Origin of the sequence: Opitutus sp. GAS368 (assembly GCF_900104925.1) — a bacterium.
Lineage (GTDB): Bacteria > Verrucomicrobiota > Verrucomicrobiia > Opitutales > Opitutaceae > Lacunisphaera.
On the sequence record NZ_LT629735.1, the window covers coordinates 214,785 to 231,039 of the forward strand.

Here is a 16,255-nt window from a genome sequence, read left to right on the forward strand (position 1 = left end):
TTGTTTTACTCCCGGCAGCCTACTCACAAGGTCAAAGCCACTCGTTTTCCAAGCCATTTTCACGACCCATTGTGACCACCGACACCATCAAGGAAGCCCTCAAGCAGGTAAAGTATCCCGGATTCAGCCGGGATATCGTCTCTTTCGGGCTCGTGCGCTCGGCGACGTTCGCCGACGGCACGGCCAAGGTCGCGGTGGCCATCACTACCTCGGACCCCAAGGTGCCGACGATGCTCAAGGCTGAGATCGAAAAGTGCCTGCGCGCACTGCCCGGCGTAAAGGACGTGATCATCGAGCTCGCGGTCTCGGCCGCCAAGGCCCCGCCGCAGCCCGGCCAGAGCACCCCGGGCGGCGGCACCGCCCCCACCGGCCTCAAGCACTCCGTCGCCATCGCCTCGGGCAAGGGCGGCGTCGGCAAGTCCACCTTTGCGGTCAACCTCGCCTGCGCCCTCGCTCAACTCCTCGAGAAGCGCGGCCGCCCCGGACGCGTCGGCTTGATGGATTGCGACATCTACGGGCCCTCCGTGCCCCTCATGATGGGCCTGCAAGGCCGCCCGGCCATCGACGGCGAGTCGCTGGTGCCGCTGGAGCGCTACGGCGTGAAGGTCATGTCCATGGGCTTCCTCGTGGACGACAACACGCCGGTCGTCTGGCGCGGCCCGATGATCATGAAGACCATCCAGCAATTCGTTCAAAACGTGAAGTGGGGCGAGCTGGACATTTTGCTGGTTGATTTGCCGCCCGGCACGGGCGACGCACAGCTTTCGCTGGTCCAGACGCTCCCGCTCGACGGCGCCATCCTGGTGACGACGCCCCAGACGGCCGCGACCAACATCGCGCGCAAGGGCGGCCTGATGTTCCAGAAGGTCAATGTCCCGCTCCTCGGCGTGGCCGAGAACATGAGCTGGTTCGAGGATGCCAACGGCAACCGGCAGTCTCTCTTCGGCGAGGGCGGTGGCGCCATCACGGCGGAGCTGCTTGGCACGGGCCTCCTCGGCCAGGTGCCGCTCTTCCCCGAGATCCGGGCCGGCGGCGACACCGGGCATCCGGTTACGGTCAATAACCCCGACGGCAAGCCGGCGCAGGTTTTCCGCGCGATCGCCGCCGGCCTGCTCACGAAGCTGAAGATCTGAGGTGGAACGCGCTGACCTCAGCGCGTTGGGGTATTCGATCTCCGATGCCCCTAAAAGCGGGCTGAGGTCAGCCCGCTCTACCCCAAGCCAACCCGTTAAGACACGCCCGCTCCGCACGCGGGTTGACACGGACACCGCGGAACATCTAGGGTGTTCCTCGCATGACACAGCAGCCGGGCCGCCACCATCTTCCGACGATGCAAGTCGGGTGTATCTCCGTTTGTCTTTGTCGCTAAGCCCCACCGTGCCTGCCATGATGCCCCCCCCCGCAGAAACCACCGGCAGCCGCGACTTTGTCAAACAGTCGAGCCTCTACCAGGAGTTCCTGGCGGAGCGGGAGGAGATCCTGAAACACAAGTGGATCGAGTCGGAGCGCCTGGGTTATGACATCGGTTTTGAACGCGCCCTGCTCGACTGGATCCGCAAGCATCGGGACAGCTGGCGCGCCGCACGTCGGGCCCAGCTCGCCGCCGGGGCCACGGCGCCGGTCGAAAAAAAATAGCCCCAAGGTGGAACGCGGCCTCTGGGCGCGTTTGTGCAAAGCCCGCCCGGAGGTCGGGCTCCACCCAAGCAAAAGGCCGGTCCGCGAGGAACCGGCCTGAATCTTTATTTGTAGCGGCGCTCTATGAGCGCCGGACGGGCGGTCGCTAGACCGCCTCTACAGCCAAACCTTACTTGATCTCCTTGTGCAGCGTGTGGCGCTTGAGGAAGGGATTGTATTTCTTCTTCTCGATGCGCTCGGTCACGGTCTTCTTGTTGCGCTTGGTGAGGTAGCGCGAAGCGGGTTTGCCCTCTTTGCGGGCTTCAGTGCACTCCAGTGTAACGGTTTCTTGCATGGCTTAAATGGGTTGGAAGGGCCGAAGAAAGGCGGCGCGCCAAGGCCCTGCAACTCAATTCTCCAAAATGTAGGGTCGGTGCTTGCGCCGACCTAGCGCGCGAGGCCGCCGCAATCGGCGACCCTACACTCAAGCTGCACGAAATTAGGCACTTACCTTCTTTTCCGTCAGCGGCATCATCACTCCGCGACGGAAAAGCGTCACCTGCCCGGAGCTCGATGAGACGACCAGCGCAATGCAGTCGGCCGCCACGGAGATGGCCGCCGCTGCCGCATGCCGCGCGCCCAGCCCGCTGGGCAAGGCGTGGTTATAGTCTGAAGCCTGGATCAGTGAACCGGCTGCCTCCACCACCCCGTCCCCGCGGATGACGAACGCGCCGTCGATGGACGAGAACTCCTTGATGGTCTCGTCCATGAAGGGATTCAGGATGTTCCGGTCCTCCTCCTTGTAGCCGTAAAAGGGATTGAGCACGAGCGGCTTGGTCAGCGTAGCGAGCTTCTCGCTGTCGCCCACGACGAACAGACAGCCGACCGGCCGGCCCTCGCGGCCCTCGACGGCGAGCTCAGTGGCCACGGCAATCACGCGCTCAAGCACCTCGGGCTTCACGTCGGGCGGCAGCAGGTCGGCGTGGCCGGTGAGCAGGGTCGAGAATTCCTTCTCCACGTCGACGATCACGATCGAGTCGAACTGGTTGCTGCCCGCCAGGCCGCCGACGCAGCAGATGCGGTCGTTGAAGGTGATCAGGCCGCGCGTGATGCCGACGAGCACCGCGCTGCGCAACTGCGCCATGCGCTGGCTGGAAAAGGAGCGGACCTGGATGCTGTCGTCGAAACGTCCGGGGCGGTCGTCGGTTTCCGACAGGTTGCGCGTCACGAGGATGGTCTTGAGCTTAGTGGTCCACTTCGGAGCCTTGAAACTGCCGGTAAAGGTGTCACCGAACACCATCAGCCCGGTGCAGCCGCTGCCGGCCGCGATCTTCTCGGACTCGCGCAGGACGACGCGGTTGACGCGGGTCTGCGGCGCCGCGACGGGCTTGGCCGCCATGCCGCCGAAGCCGGTGAAGAGCCGGTCATAAAGCGCGTCGAGGTCGGGGGCCTGCACGAGGCTGTCGACGAAATCCTGCTCCTTCATCAGCCGCGCCAGGGCGGCGAGCAACTGGAGGTAATCGCGCGTCTTCTCGTCGGCGATGAGCATGAACACGAGCCGCACCGGCTCGTTCTCCATCGCGCCGTCATAACGGATGCCGTAATGGCTGCGGCCGATCGCGAGAATGTAGCGCCGGCCCATCTTCACGCGCACGTGCGGCATGGCCACGCCGAGGCCGAGGTAGGTCGTCATCGTGTTCTCGCGGCGCAGCAGGCCCTTGAGCAGGGCGTCCTTGTTCAGGTCCGGGAAACGCTCAACCGTCAGGTTGAGCAGCTCGACCAGCGCGCCCTCCATGTCGGCGCTGCCGAGGTCGAGGACGCGGCTGCGCGAGATGTATTTGTCGAGCCGCATGGGGAAACGTCGGGCTTAGAATGTGGAACTCAGGAAGGCCGGAATGGGCAGGGTGCTATTTCCCTGGTTTCCTGATTTCCACATTTTCAGATGAGAGAGGAATCAAGAGTGATCCCGCACATCACTTCTCCCATTCCAGTGCGCCCTTCTTCACCTCGTAGAAGAGGCCAAGCACGAGCACGAAGAGGAAGAACAGCATGGGCGAAAGGATCGCGATGTGGTTGGCGAGGAAATCGCGGTAGACGAACGTCCACGGGATGAGGAACACGACCTCGATGTCGAAGAGGATGAAGAGCATCGCGGTGACGTAGAACTTCACCGAGAACCGCGTGTGCGTGCTGCCGTCGGACAGGATGCCACACTCGTAGGCCGCGTCCTTGATCTTGGTGTGCAACGCGCGCTGGCCCAGGAACTGGCTCGCGGCGATCACGACGGTCGTGATCCCGGCGGCCAGGACGACTTGGACCAAAAACGGCAGGTAGGCGGCGTAGCTCATCAGCCCCTAGAGTTCCCACCCGGCGCGCCGGTTCAAGTGGAATTTTTCATCCGCCGAGGATTGTCCCCGCCATTTCCCGGTTGCGGGGCTGCGGCGTTTGAACTGAAGGTAGGTTCATGTCCGCCTACCAAGCCCCCGTTTTCCTCACCGAGCTGCTGCGCGCCAAGTCACCCTCCGGCGCCGAAGCCCAGGCTCAGGCTGTCTATGACCGCTTCGTGAAGCCCCATGCCGCCGTCTACGCCAACGACGCCCTTGGCAACCGCCTCGCCACGCTGAACCCCAAGGGCGGCCCCACCCTCATGATGGCCGGCCACATGGATGAGCTCGGCCTGATCATCACCTACGTCAACAAGGACGGCTACCTCTACTTCGACACCATCGGCGGGCACGACCGCAGCATCATCTCCGGCCGCCGCGTCATCATCCAGACCGCCGCCGGCACCGTGAAGGGCGTGACGGGCAAACGCGCCATCCACCTGATGGACGAAGCCGACCGCAAGAAGGTGCCCGAGATCCACGAGATCTGGATCGACATCGGTGCCAAGACCAAGGCCGAGGCCCTCACCCGTGTCGCCATCGGCGACGTGGCGACCTACGACCACGAGTTCGAACTGATCAACGGCAGCATCGGCACCGCCCGGGCCTTCGACAACAAGGTCGGCGCCTACATCGTCGGCGAGGCCCTCATCCGCCTCGCCAAGGCCAAGGACAAGCTCAACGCCAAGGTGGTCTCGGTCGCCACCACCCAAGAGGAGATCGGCACCCGCGGCGCGCAGACCTCGGCCTTTGCCGTCGACCCGCATATCGCCCTCATCGTCGATGTCGGCCACGCCACCGACCACCCGGACTGCGACCCGCGCAAGCACGGCGAAACCAAGCTCGGCGCCGGCCCGATCATCTGCCGCGGCCCGAACATCAACCCGAAGGTCTTCGACCGCCTCGTCGCCAGCGCGAAGAAGGCCAAGCTCCCCTACCAGCTCGAGGCCGACCCCCGTCCGACCGGCACCGACGCCCGCGCCATCCAGATGGCCCGCGGCGGCGTGGCCTGCGGTCTCGTCTCGATCCCGCTCCGCTACATGCACACGCCCAGCGAGGTCGTGGACCTGGAGGACGTGGAGAACTGCGTGAAGCTCTTCGCGGTTTTCGCCAAGTCCGTCGGCAAGGGCGAAAGCTTCAACTGGTAGTCAAGGTGGAGCGCGGCCTCCGGACGCGCTTTCAGGGCTTCCGAATGCCACAAGGCAAACCCGTCCGGAGGCCGGGTTCCACCTTCAGAGGCAACCCACTCAGGCCGCGTTCTTGTCGGAGGAGGCGCCGTGGCCGGGTTTCTTGAGCTGCGGCTTCTTGCGGCCCTCGACGACGGCCTGGTCGATGATGACCTCGGCGATGTCGTCGCGCGCCGGCAGTTCATACATCACCTCGAGCATGATCTTCTCGAGGATGGCGCGGAGCGCGCGGGCGCCGGTCTTGAGCTCGATGGCGCGCTTGGCGATGGCCACCACGGCGTCGCGCGTGAACTTGAGCTGCACGCCGTCCATCGCGAAAAGCTTGGCATACTGCTTCACCATCGAGTTCTTGGTGCGGAGCAGGACCTTCTCGAGGTCGGCGACCTTCAGCTCGTCGAGCACCGAGACGACCGGTAGGCGGCCGATGAACTCGGGGATCATGCCGAAGCGGATCAGGTCCTCCGGGGCGACGCCGCGCATCATCTCGTCCGGGGTGAGCTGGTGGTCCTTCTCGTTGATGTGGAAGCCGAGCGAACGCTGGCCGAGGCGCTTCTTGATGACCTCGTTAAGGCCGACGAAGGCGCCGCCGCAGATGAAAAGGATGTTGGCCGTGTTGACCTGGATGTATTCCTGGTTCGGGTGCTTGCGGCCGCCCTGCGGGGGCACGTTGCAGGTGGTGCCCTCGAGAATCTTGAGCAGCGCTTGCTGCACGCCCTCGCCGGACACGTCGCGGGTGATCGAGACGTTCTCGGTCGTGCGCCGGATCTTGTCGATCTCGTCGATGTAGATGATGCCGCACTCGGCCTTCTTCACGTCGTAGTTGGCGGACTGCAGGAGGCGGAGGACGACGTTCTCGACGTCCTCGCCCACGTAGCCGGCCTCGGTGAGCGTGGTGGCGTCTGAAATGGCGAACGGCACGTCGAGGATGCGAGCCAGCGAGCGGGCCAGCAGGGTCTTGCCGGAACCGGTCGGGCCGACGAGCAGGATGTTGCTCTTCTCGACCTCGACATCGTTGAACTCGGCCGGCATCGAGGCGACGTCGCGGTTGTTGCCGGTGCCGGCGTCGAAATTGAGGCGCTTGTAATGATTGTAGACGGCGACCGACAGGACCTTCTTGGCGTGGTCCTGGCCGATCACATGGTCGTCGAGGACCTGCTTGATCTCGGCCGGCTTGACCAGGCGGAAGGCCGGCTTGGCGCCCTCGGCGGTCGGGGCCTTCACCTCGCGGTCAATGATCGTCTTGCAGACGTTGACGCAGGAGTCGCAAATGTAAACGCCCGGGCCCGCAATGATTTTGCGGACTTCCGCCTGCGACTTGCCGCAGAAGGAACAGAGCGTCATGCGCGAGGATTTGGCCATAAAATGAGTATATCGGCGCTTGCGGCCCGTTAGTCGAGGGATTTTCCAGCGTGCATTTAATGTAGGGGCGGCGCTCGTCGCCGCCCGCGGGTGCCGGCAAGCGGCACCCCTACATCAAGGCTCGCTCAGGCGGCGGCCGTCTGGGCGATCTTCTGGGCGTCGCGAGTGGAGCTCACGACGTGGTCGACGATGCCATAGGTCTTGGCCTCTTCCGCACTGAGATAGTAGTCGCGGTCGGAATCGGTCTCGATCTGCAGCGCCGTCTTGCCGGTGTGCTTGGCGATGGTCTCGTTGAGGGTCTTGCGCCAGCGGATGATCTCCTTCGCCTGGATGGCGATGTCGGCCGCCTGGCCGCCCGCGCCGCCCGAGGGCTGGTGGATCATGACCCGGCTGTTGGGGAGCGCGAAGCGCTTGCCCTTGGTGCCGGCCGCGAGGAGCACGGTGCTCATGCTGGCCGCCATGCCGATGCAGTAGGTGACAATGTCACACTGCAGGAAGTTCATGGTGTCGTAGATGGCCATGCCGCCGGTCACGACGCCGCCCGGGGAGTTGATGTAGAGGTGGATATCCTTCTTCGGCTCCTCCATCTGGAGGAACAGCATCTGCGCGATCACGAGGTTCGCCACCATGTCGTCGATCGGCGTGCCGATGAAGATGATGCGATCCTTGAGGAGGCGGCTGTAGATATCCATGGACCGCTCGCCGCGGCCGGTGTTTTCGAGGACGATGGGGACGTAGTAGCTCATGCTTTGGCTGTTGCCGTCTTTACGGTAGCCTTGGAGACGAGAAAATCAAGGGCCTTGTCGAAAAGCAGCTGCTGCTGGATGGCGCGGAGCTGCTCGCGGTCCTTGCCGAGGTCCTTCGCGAGCTTGTCAGGACGCTGGCTGGAGCGCATGGCCTCGCGCATGATCCAGTTGTTGAAATCCTTCTCGTCGACCTTGAGCTTTTCGGCGTCGGCGATCTTGGCGAGCATGAGCTGCACCTTCACGCGGGAGATGGCGGCCTTGGTGGCGCTGTCGTAGAGTTCCTTCTTGTTTTGCTCGAACTGCTCCTGCGGGATGCCGCGGCGCATGTTCTCCTCGATGAACTGGCGGAGCACGCCGTCGCGCTCGGAGGCGATCAGGCTGTCCGGCACGGGGAAGTTGGCCTGGGCGACGAGGGCATCGGTCACCTGGCGGCGCTGGGCGGCGCGGTTCTCATGTTCCTTGCGCATCTTCAGGTTGGTCGCGACCTGCGCCTTGAGGCTGGTGAGATCGTCGGCCTGGTTTTCCTTGAAAAACTTCTCGTCCAGCGGCGGCAGCACGCGTTCGCGGACCTCCTGCACCTCGATGGCGTAGGTGACGGTCTTGCCGGCCAGCGCCGGGACGGCGGCGAATTCCGCCGGGAACGTGACGGTGGCGTCCTTCTTGTCGCCCGCCTTCAGGCCGGCGAGCTGCTTGGACATGCCGGGGAGCAGGCCCTCGTTGGCGCCTTCGACCTCTTCCCAGGTCTGGGGGGCGGCGGCATAGATGGCTTTGTCGGCCACGAGATCGGCGAGGGGCTTGCCGTCAAGCGTGCCGGTGTAACCGAAGCGAACGTAGTCACTCTTGGCGGCGGCGCGCTCGGCGACCTTGAAATCGGCGCGCTCGGCGCGCAGGCCCTCGATCACGGTGTCGACCTCGGCGTCGGTCGGCTCGACGAGCGCGATCTCGGTGGAGAGGCCGTTGTAGTCCGGCAGCTTGAAGTCGGGGCGCACATCCACGGTCAGCTTGATGGCGGCGGAGAGGCCGGGTTCGATCGCGCCTTCCTCGACGTCGACCAGCGAGAGCACCTCGAGCTTCGACTGGTCGAGGCCGTCGCGGTAGGCCTTGCCGATGACCTTCTGCTTGAACTCGTCCTTCAGCTCCTTGCCGAAGCGCTTGGCGACCATGGCGGCCGGGGCCTTGCCCGGGCGGAAGCCGGGCAGGCTGACCTGCTTGGTGAATTCGCCGAGGATGGTGTTGTATTCGCCATCGACCTCACCCTTGTCGAGGGTGACGGTCAGCGTTTTGCGGGTCTCGTTGATATCGGTGATTTGAACGTTCACGGTGTAATAAATAGGCGGATTTCAGTCGATGAACCGGCCAACGTAGGCCACGAGCCCCTCCGGTCAACGTCAGATTGGTCCGGCTGGCCGGTCTGAAACCAACATGGACTTTTGCCCGCCCGGGTCCAAGCTGCCCCTCGCGTAATGCCTTCGCTCACACAGCTTTTGGCCAGCCATGGCCGCCTCCTCGTCCTCGACGCCGCCTCCACGCGGGTGCAGGTCGGGCTGCTCCGATCCGGCGCCCCCGCCCTCTGGCTTGGTTTCGACGCCGAGGCCGGCATGGGGATATTCACCGGTACGGAGACCGTGCTGCGGGAAGGCGGCGGCAAGCTCGACGACGTCGGCGCGTTTCTTTTCTGCGAGGGCCCCGGCTCGATGCTCGGCACGCGCACCGTCGCCATGGCCCTGCGCACATGGCAGGTGCTCAAGCCACGCCCGGCCTACGCCTACCAAAGCCTCGCCGTCGCCGGGCGCTCGGCCTGGACGCATTCACCGCACGCTTTCGCTGTCATCGCCGATGCGCGGCGCGACACCTGGCATGTGCAAGCCGTCGGCGCCGATGGCCGGTTGGCATCTTTGCAGCGTGTGCCCGCGGCCGGGCTGCCGGCCGGGGAATTGCTGACGCCGGAAAATTTCCGCGCGTGGGCCCCCCCGCCCCGTCCGGCCGCGTCGTGCAGTTACGACCTGGCGAAGATTTTCCCGTCCCTGGGTGACGGCGATTACTTTCGCCCGGTCGAAGCACCCGACGCCTTCCAGCACGAGGCACCCGAATACAAAAAGTGGTCCGCGCAGGTGCACAGCGCCGACGCCGTGATTCGGCACTAGCTCCTCTGCCATGAACTTTCCAACACGAGCCACAATACTTGGCAGGGTGAATTCATCTGTCATTGCGGATCTTCGGGACGCTACATGACGGCCTCCGCGCAATTGCCGCGCCGCTGTTGGGTCGAGATCGACCTCGCCGCCCTCGAGCGCAACCTGAAACTTATCCGCGCCTCGCTGCCGCCGGAGATCAAGTATGTCGCCGTCGTGAAGGCCGACGCCTACGGCCACGGCCTGCACCACGTCGCCGCCCGCCTGATGCACGCCGGCGCCGATCTCTTCGCCGTGGCCAACGTCGCCGAGGCCCTGTCCCTGCGCGAACTGAGCGGCGACTGGCCGATTCTGTTGCTGAGCCCCGTGCTGCCCGAAGAGGACCGCTACCTGGCCGACCACGACCTGGCCGCCACCGTCTCGTCCGCCGAGGAGGTGGCGCGCTTCGACGCCGCCGGCCGGGCCGCCGGCAAGCCCATCGCGGTGCACCTCAAGATCGACACCGGCATGGGCCGGCTCGGCGTGTGGCACGAGCAGGCGGGCGCGGTGTATGAGCGGATCCGCGCGGCCCAGGGTGTGTGCCTGGCCGGCGTGTTCACCCATTTCTCCAGCGCGGACGAGGACCCGGTGTTCACCGCGGAACAGCGGCGCCTCTTCCTGGCCACGCTGCAGCGTTTCCCGGGGTTCGACCCCGCCGGGCTGTTCATCCACGCGGACAACAGCGCCGGGCTGGAATCCACGCCGGGGCAAAGCGTGTTCAACGCCGTGCGGGTCGGCCTGCTGCAGTTCGGCATTCTCCCCCACCCGCACTCGTTGCTCGCCCGCGTGCACCCCGAACCCGTGTTCAGCTTCCACACCCGCGTCGGTCTGGTGAAACAACTGCCCGCCGGCACCGGCATCAGCTACGGCCGCACGTTCAAACTCAAGCGGCCCAGCACGGTCGCCGTCCTCACGGCCGGTTATGGCGACGGCCTCGCCCGCGCCAGCAGCAACCGCGCCGAAGTCCTCATCCACGGCCGGCGCTGCCCCGTGCTCGGCCGCGTCACCATGGACCAGACCATTGTGGACATCACGGACATCGCCACACCGGTGCACGCCGGCGACGCCGTCGTGCTCGTGGGCCGGCAGAATGGCGTCCACATCTCCATCACCGAGTTCAGCGCGTGGGCCGACTCGATCCCGTGGGAAACCCTCTGCTCCGTGACGAAGCGCGTGCCCCGGTTCTACCGAACACCCCTCGGCATCTAAAGGCCGGTCGAAGCCAAAGTCATGTTCTCAGCGGTGCACCTGGTCCGCTGGGCTTTGTCTAAGCAAGCCCCTGCGACCAAGCCGTCTGACCGACCGGGTGCCTTCAGGCCGGCGGCTCCGGTGCTGGTTGTGCTGGACTAAGGCGCGGGTAAGGAAACAAGATATCGCCATCGCCTCTTCGCTTGGCTCCTTGCCGGCAGCGGCAGGAGCCGGCAGGTGTCTCTTGCGCCGCATCCATGCATACATTTCTGGACCTGCCCACCACCTATTTCGTTTGTTGCGTCGTAAATCTGGCGCTGAGTCTGGCCTTGGTCCTGGTGCTTTTTACCAGCCGGACCTATCCCGGCTTTCGCCAGTGGGTGCTGGCGTCGACCAGCGTGTTCCTGTCGATGGCCATGCTGGCAATGTTGAATCTGGAACTGCTGCCGCCGGCGCCGGCCACCCTGCTGATCAACCTGACGTTTTTTGCCCACCCGCTGCTGGTGGCCGGCGGCCTGCGGTACTTTTCCGGCCAACCGCCGCGAAACTGGGTCGCCTATGTGGTGATGACGCTGGTCGCAGGCATCGCCATTTTTTTCACTTATGCCCGGCCGGACCCGAATGCCCGGGTGTTCCTGCTGTCGCTCATGTTGGTGCCGCTTTTCGCCGACTGCGCGGGGTTGGTCCGGCGCGTAAAACCCTTCGCCCATCCGGCCATCAAACACAGTCTGATCGCCACGTTCGGCCTGCTTTCCGCGTGGAACCTGCTGCGCGTGCCGCTCGGACTCGGGTTCATCAGTTGGAACGGGCACGGCGTGCCCGCACCGATCCTCGCCGCGGGCACGATCATCATCCTGACCGCCGCGAACATCTGCATCAGCATCGGCGTGATCCTGCTGAATTTCGCCCGCGCGCAGGACTCGTTGCATGAGAGCGAGGAGCGGTTCCGCTCCGCGATGCATCACTCGCCCATCGGCATGTCGCTGGTCACGCTCGACGGCCGCTGGCTTGAGGTCAATCCGGCGCTGTGCGCCATCGTCGGCTACACGCGGGAGGAGATGTTGAACCGGGACTTTCAATCGGTCACCCACCCCGATGACCTGCCGGCCGACCGGAGCGCCATCGCCCAACTCGTGGCGCGGCAGACCGCCAGCTATCAGCGCGAAAAACGCTACCTGCACAAGGACGGACGCACCGTCTGGGTGCAGGTGCACGTCTCCCTCATCCTCACCGCCGACGGCCGCCCGCAGTATCTCGTCTCCCAGATCGTGGACGTCACCGAACGCAAGAAAACCGAGCAGGCCCTTCGCGAGCACCAGACGAAGCTGATCCTGGCGATGGACGCCGCCAAACTGGGCCACTGGGAATATGAGGTCACGGCCGGGGTTCTCCGGATCGATGAAAACTTCTGCAAGCTCCTCGGCCTGCAGGGCACCCGCAAAGGCGGCATGCAAATGAAGCGGGAGGAATACGTGCGCCGGTTCATCCCGCCCGAGGAATCAGCCGGGGTGGCGGTGGAATTGCAGCGGGCCATCGAAACGGCCGACCCGCACTATTCGCGGCAGGTTGAACACCGGTTCCTGCGAGCCGACGGCTCGACCGGCGTGATGTCGGTGCGCATGGCCATCGAGAAGGATGCCACCGGTCGCACGGTGCGCGCCTACGGCCTGAGCCAGGATATCACGGAGCAGACCCAGGCGGCGCAGCGGCAGCGCGCCCTGGAGGAGCAGCTGCGGCACGCCCAGAAGCTGGATGCGCTCGGCACGCTGGCCGGGGGCATCGCCCACGACTTCAACAACATCCTCACGGGCATCATGGGCAACCTGCAGCTGGCGGAACTGGAACTGCCGGCCAACCATCCCTCCCTGCCGCGGCTACGCGAGGCGAACCGCGCCAGCCAGCGGGCCCGCGATCACATCGCCCGGGTCCTGACTTTCAGCCGCCGTTACCAAGGCGACCGCATCGCCGTCCCGCTCGGTCCCATCGTGCATGAAGCCGTGCAATTGCTGCGCGCCAGCCTGCCGGCCAACATCGAGATCCGCACGGTGATCGCCGCCGACTGCCCGCCCGTGCTCTGCGACGCGACCCAGATCCATCAGGTCCTGATGAACCTCGGGACGAACTCCGCGCATGCCATGCGCAACACCACCGGCTTGCTGGAGATTTCGCTCCACCCGGTCACCCCCGGCCAACTGCTGCTGGAGCAGTATCCCCAGGTGGACCCCAGCCACCGGTTGCGGCTGACGGTGCGGGACACCGGCGCGGGCATGGACCAGGTGGTGCTCTCCCGCCTTTTCGAACCGTTCTTCACCACCAAGGCGCCGAACGAAGGCACCGGCCTGGGTCTCGCCATGGTGCATGGCATCATGCGGGACCACGGCGGAGCGATCACGATCGAAAGCGAGGTGGGGCGCGGCACCACGTTTGCGCTTTATTTCCCGGTCGCCACCCAGACGGCGCGCGGCCCCGCCGCCGCCAGCAATCCACCGATGCATCAGCAAGCGGCTTTCGGCGCGGGTCGCCGGATCATGCTCGTCGACGATGACGAGGTCATCCTGGCCCTGGGCCGGGACATTCTGCGGCGCTTTGGCTTTGTGCCCGAGGTGTTTGCCGATCCGCTGGCTGCATTGAGGCGGTTCGAGTCCGCCCCGGCCGAGTTTGCCGCTATAATCAGCGACCTGACCATGCCGGGCATGAGCGGGATCGAATTGGCCCGGCATTGCGAAGCCATCCGCCCGGCTACGCCATTCATCCTCTCCTCCGGCTATCTGGATGCCGACGCACACGGCGGGGCGCAGGCGTCTGGCGTCACCCATTTCGTCAACAAACCCTTCGACCTCGACGAGTTCCTGACCAAGTTGCGCAGTGCCTTGGAACGGACGCCTTTGGTCCCCGGGCAAGGCAAGCCCTGAGGCATCCCGGCGCCTGACATCCCCGATTGAGCATCAAGTCTCACTAGATGTTTAGTCCCAGAGAGAGGTGGTGTGATGAATCCAAGTGAGGTAACACCACAAGCTCTATGGGACAGATACTTCACGGGTGCGCCCGCACGACAGCGGCGGTGCGTCGGACAATCCAACATAGTCAAGAGAGCCTAACGACTCTGGCTGACCGTTACGGGATCAATCCCAAGACGGTACATAAGTGGAGGAGACGCTCCACGGTGGAGGACGCTCGAATGGGGCCTAGGCCCCATTCGAGCGTCCTGAGCGTCGAGCAAGAGGCCATCGTCGTCGCGTTTCGCAAGCACACGTTGTTGCCCTTGGATGACTGCCTATATGCCCTACAAGCCACGATCCCGGCGCTGACTCGCTCCGCCCTTCATCGATGCCTGGTTCGGCATGACATCAACCGGCTGCCGGATCTGGCTGGAGTGCAGCCCCTCAGAAGAAGAAATTCAAGTCGTACCCAATCGGCTATTTTCACGTTGATCTCACCGAGGTCCGTACCGCTGAAGGCAAGCTGTACCTGTTCGTCGCAATTGATCGCACCTCAAAGTTCACTTTTGTGCGGCTCGTGCAGAAAGCCACCCGCAGGGCCGCTGGGGACTTCCTTCGAGATCTCACCCAGAGGGTGCCCTACAAGATCCATACGGTTCTTACCGACAACGGGACCCATTTCACATCCCCCGGCAACATCGCTTCGGCAGCTCCTTTGATCAAAGAGGCTCGGGCGCGCGGTGAGCTCTTTCTTGCCCACTCGTTCGAGCTTGCCTGTGCCGACCTCGACATTGACCACCGCCTGACAAAACCCAACCACCCCTGGACTAACGGTCAGGTCGAACGAATGAATCGAACGATCAAACAAGCGACCGTGAGGACCTACTTCTACGACCTGCACAGCCAACTCCAGGAGCACCTCTATGCTTTCATCGACGCCTACAACTATGCGAAGCGACTCAAGACTCTGCACGGCCTAACCCCCTACCAATTTATTTGCTCTTGCTGGCAGAAGGAGCCTCAGCGATTCATCCGCAACCCACACCAGGTTTCTCTGGGACTAAACATCTAGGCCCGGCAGGGTGGCGTCCACATCTCCCTCCCGGAATTCAGCGCGTGGGCCGCAACCCGATCCCGTGGGAAATCCTGTCTTCGGTCGCCAAGCGGGTGCCACGGCTCTACCGCCCGGTGCTGGGCACCGGCACGCACCGCGGGCTCTTACGCCGCGTCACCCTCGCGGCGGCGGCCCGCGGGCTTGCCGATGCCGGAGGCCTTGAAGCCGATCTTCCGCAGCGCGGCGAGGTCCACGATGTTGCGGCCGTCGAAGAGGAACGCCGGCTTGGGCATGCCCGCGAAAATCTTCGCGTAGTCGAGCGCCTTGAACTCGTCCCACTCGGTCACGATGGCGATGGCGTGCGCCCCGGCGCAGGCTTCGTAGGCGTCCTTCGCGACCGTCAGGCGCGGGTTCTCCCCGTCCTTGCCGAGCGTGTCGGCGACGATCTCGTGCGCCGGCACCTTCGGGTCGTAGACCGAGACCTTGGCGTGCTCGGCCAGCAGATCGCGCACGACATTGATCGCGGCGGACTCGCGCGTGTCGTTGGTGTCCTTCTTGAAGGCGAAACCCAGCACGGCGATTTTCTTGTCGGCAACGGTGTTGAAGAGCTCCTTCACGATCCGGCCGGCAAAACGCTTCTTCTGCCAGTCGTTGATGCCCACGACACTCGTCCAGTAGTCGGCGACCTCGGGCAGGCCGAAACTCTCGCAGAGGTAGGTCAGGTTGAGGATGTCCTTCTGGAAGCACGAGCCGCCGAAGCCGACGGAGCTCTTCAGGAATTTCGGGCCGATGCGGCTGTCCTTGCCGATGGCGTTGGCCACCTCGTCCACGTCGGCACCGGTCGCCTCGCAGAGGGCCGAGATGGAATTGATCGACGAGATACGCTGCGCGAGGAAGGCGTTGGCGACCAGCTTGGAGAGCTCGGACGACCACAGGTTGGTCGTGATGATGCGGTCGCGGGGGATCCAGCGGGCATAGACGCCGGCGAGGGTTTCCATGGCTTTCTCGCCTTCCGGCGTGCGCTCGCCGCCGATGAGGACGCGGTCGGGGTTGAGCAGGTCCTTGACCGCCGTGCCCTCGGCAAGGAACTCGGGGTTGGACAGCACGGAGAATTTCAGGCCCTTCGAGTTGGCGGCGACGATCGCCTTGATCGCGTCGGCCGTCTTCACCGGGATGGTGGATTTCTCGACGATGATCTTCCCGGACTCGGCGTGCTCCGCGATGGTGCGGGCGACGGACTCGATGAAACGCAGGTCGGCGGCGCGGCCGGCGCCGACGCCGTAGGTCTTGGTCGGCGTGTTGACCGCCACGAAGATGATGTCCGCTTTCTTGATCTGGCCGGCGACGTCGGTGGAGAAGAACAGGTTCTTGCCCCGGGCCTGGTTGACGACGTCATCCAAGCCAGGCTCGAAGATCGGCAGGGTGCCGCTGTTCCAGGCGGCGATGCGCGCGGCGTTCATGTCCACCACCGTGACGGTGATGTCGGGGCATTTCAGGGCGATCATGGCCATGGTCGGCCCGCCCACGTAACCGGCGCCAATGCAGCAGATGTTCATAATGAAAGAGGCCGGCAGAATGCCGGCCTCCGCAGAGAAAACCAAGGCTGATTTTAC

The 16,255-nt window shown here is 64.5% G+C and carries 13 protein-coding genes and 1 pseudogene; 7 read left to right on the plus strand and 7 right to left on the minus strand.

Going from position 1 to position 16,255, the window contains the following annotated elements; translation table 11 throughout:
* Positions 1-71 precede the first annotated feature (71 nt).
* Positions 72-1,133: an Mrp/NBP35 family ATP-binding protein gene (locus tag BLU29_RS00915; protein ID WP_091054707.1), complete on the plus strand. Its 1,062-nt coding sequence runs from the start codon at positions 72-74 to the stop codon at positions 1,131-1,133.
* Between the two features lie 253 nt (positions 1,134-1,386).
* Positions 1,387-1,635: a hypothetical protein gene (locus BLU29_RS00920; RefSeq protein WP_091054708.1), complete on the plus strand. Its 249-nt coding sequence runs from the start codon at positions 1,387-1,389 to the stop codon at positions 1,633-1,635.
* A gap of 169 nt (positions 1,636-1,804) precedes the next feature.
* On the opposite strand, the gene rpmG is transcribed toward BLU29_RS00920, so the two are convergent.
* The 3 genes from rpmG to BLU29_RS00935 all read right to left on the minus strand — a co-directional run bounded on the left by rpmG (position 1,805) and on the right by BLU29_RS00935 (position 3,962).
* Positions 1,805-1,969, minus strand: coding sequence for a 50S ribosomal protein L33 (gene rpmG, locus BLU29_RS00925; protein WP_091054709.1), 165 nt, complete (start codon positions 1,967-1,969; stop codon positions 1,805-1,807).
* Positions 1,970-2,113: 144 nt separating this feature from the next.
* Positions 2,114-3,466, minus strand: a complete 1,353-nt coding sequence (locus BLU29_RS00930) for a PTS sugar transporter subunit IIA (protein WP_091054710.1) — start codon at positions 3,464-3,466, stop codon at positions 2,114-2,116.
* Positions 3,467-3,587: 121 nt separating this feature from the next.
* Positions 3,588-3,962, minus strand: a complete 375-nt coding sequence (locus BLU29_RS00935) for an NADH-quinone oxidoreductase subunit A (protein ID WP_091054711.1) — start codon at positions 3,960-3,962, stop codon at positions 3,588-3,590.
* Positions 3,963-4,078: 116 nt separating this feature from the next.
* On the opposite strand from BLU29_RS00935, the gene BLU29_RS00940 reads away from it, so the two are divergent.
* Positions 4,079-5,146, plus strand: a complete 1,068-nt coding sequence (locus BLU29_RS00940; protein ID WP_091054712.1) for a M20/M25/M40 family metallo-hydrolase — start codon at positions 4,079-4,081, stop codon at positions 5,144-5,146.
* A gap of 99 nt (positions 5,147-5,245) precedes the next feature.
* Here BLU29_RS00940 and clpX read toward each other — a convergent pair whose 3' ends face one another.
* The 3 genes from clpX to tig form a co-directional block, all read right to left on the minus strand.
* Positions 5,246-6,544: an ATP-dependent Clp protease ATP-binding subunit ClpX gene (gene clpX / locus BLU29_RS00945; RefSeq protein ID WP_091054713.1), complete on the minus strand. Its 1,299-nt coding sequence runs from the start codon at positions 6,542-6,544 to the stop codon at positions 5,246-5,248.
* Positions 6,545-6,669: 125 nt separating this feature from the next.
* On the minus strand, positions 6,670-7,290 hold the full coding sequence (locus BLU29_RS00950) for an ATP-dependent Clp protease proteolytic subunit (protein WP_091054714.1): 621 nt from the start codon (positions 7,288-7,290) through the stop codon (positions 6,670-6,672).
* Entirely contained in the window at positions 7,287-8,609 is a 1,323-nt protein-coding gene (tig, locus tag BLU29_RS00955; RefSeq protein WP_091054715.1) for a trigger factor, read from the minus strand. The genes BLU29_RS00950 and tig overlap by 4 nt, the downstream gene beginning before the upstream one ends.
* 144 nt (positions 8,610-8,753) lie before the next feature.
* On the opposite strand from tig, the gene BLU29_RS00960 reads away from it, so the two are divergent.
* The 4 genes and pseudogenes from BLU29_RS00960 to BLU29_RS00975 all read left to right on the plus strand — a co-directional run bounded on the left by BLU29_RS00960 (position 8,754) and on the right by BLU29_RS00975 (position 14,660).
* Positions 8,754-9,434: a hypothetical protein gene (locus BLU29_RS00960; RefSeq protein WP_091054716.1), complete on the plus strand. Its 681-nt coding sequence runs from the start codon at positions 8,754-8,756 to the stop codon at positions 9,432-9,434.
* An 84-nt stretch (positions 9,435-9,518) separates the two neighbouring features.
* Entirely contained in the window at positions 9,519-10,670 is a 1,152-nt protein-coding gene (alr, locus tag BLU29_RS00965; RefSeq protein WP_091054717.1) for an alanine racemase, read from the plus strand.
* 236 nt (positions 10,671-10,906) lie between these two features.
* Complete coding sequence (locus BLU29_RS00970) at positions 10,907-13,561, plus strand: PAS domain S-box protein (protein WP_091054718.1); 2,655 nt, start codon at positions 10,907-10,909, stop codon at positions 13,559-13,561.
* Between the two features lie 107 nt (positions 13,562-13,668).
* Positions 13,669-14,660: pseudogene (locus tag BLU29_RS00975) on the plus strand (IS481 family transposase).
* A 146-nt stretch (positions 14,661-14,806) separates the two neighbouring features.
* On the opposite strand, the gene BLU29_RS00980 reads toward BLU29_RS00975, so the two are convergent.
* Positions 14,807-16,198, minus strand: coding sequence for a UDP-glucose 6-dehydrogenase (locus BLU29_RS00980; RefSeq protein ID WP_091060817.1), 1,392 nt, complete (start codon positions 16,196-16,198; stop codon positions 14,807-14,809).
* Positions 16,199-16,255: the final 57 nt, after the last annotated feature.

Coding starts and splice junctions, on each gene's coding strand:
- BLU29_RS00920 (WP_091054708.1), top strand. CDS start 1,387: ATGATGCCCCCCCCCGCAGAAACCACCGGCAGCCGCGACTTTGTCAAA.
- rpmG (WP_091054709.1), bottom strand. CDS start 1,969: ATGCAAGAAACCGTTACACTGGAGTGCACTGAAGCCCGCAAAGAGGGC.
- BLU29_RS00930 (WP_091054710.1), bottom strand. CDS start 3,466: ATGCGGCTCGACAAATACATCTCGCGCAGCCGCGTCCTCGACCTCGGC.
- BLU29_RS00935 (WP_091054711.1), bottom strand. CDS start 3,962: ATGAGCTACGCCGCCTACCTGCCGTTTTTGGTCCAAGTCGTCCTGGCC.
- BLU29_RS00940 (WP_091054712.1), top strand. CDS start 4,079: ATGTCCGCCTACCAAGCCCCCGTTTTCCTCACCGAGCTGCTGCGCGCC.
- clpX (WP_091054713.1), bottom strand. CDS start 6,544: ATGGCCAAATCCTCGCGCATGACGCTCTGTTCCTTCTGCGGCAAGTCG.
- BLU29_RS00950 (WP_091054714.1), bottom strand. CDS start 7,290: ATGAGCTACTACGTCCCCATCGTCCTCGAAAACACCGGCCGCGGCGAG.
- BLU29_RS00960 (WP_091054716.1), top strand. CDS start 8,754: ATGCCTTCGCTCACACAGCTTTTGGCCAGCCATGGCCGCCTCCTCGTC.
- alr (WP_091054717.1), top strand. CDS start 9,519: ATGACGGCCTCCGCGCAATTGCCGCGCCGCTGTTGGGTCGAGATCGAC.
- BLU29_RS00970 (WP_091054718.1), top strand. CDS start 10,907: ATGCATACATTTCTGGACCTGCCCACCACCTATTTCGTTTGTTGCGTC.
- BLU29_RS00980 (WP_091060817.1), bottom strand. CDS start 16,198: ATGAACATCTGCTGCATTGGCGCCGGTTACGTGGGCGGGCCGACCATG.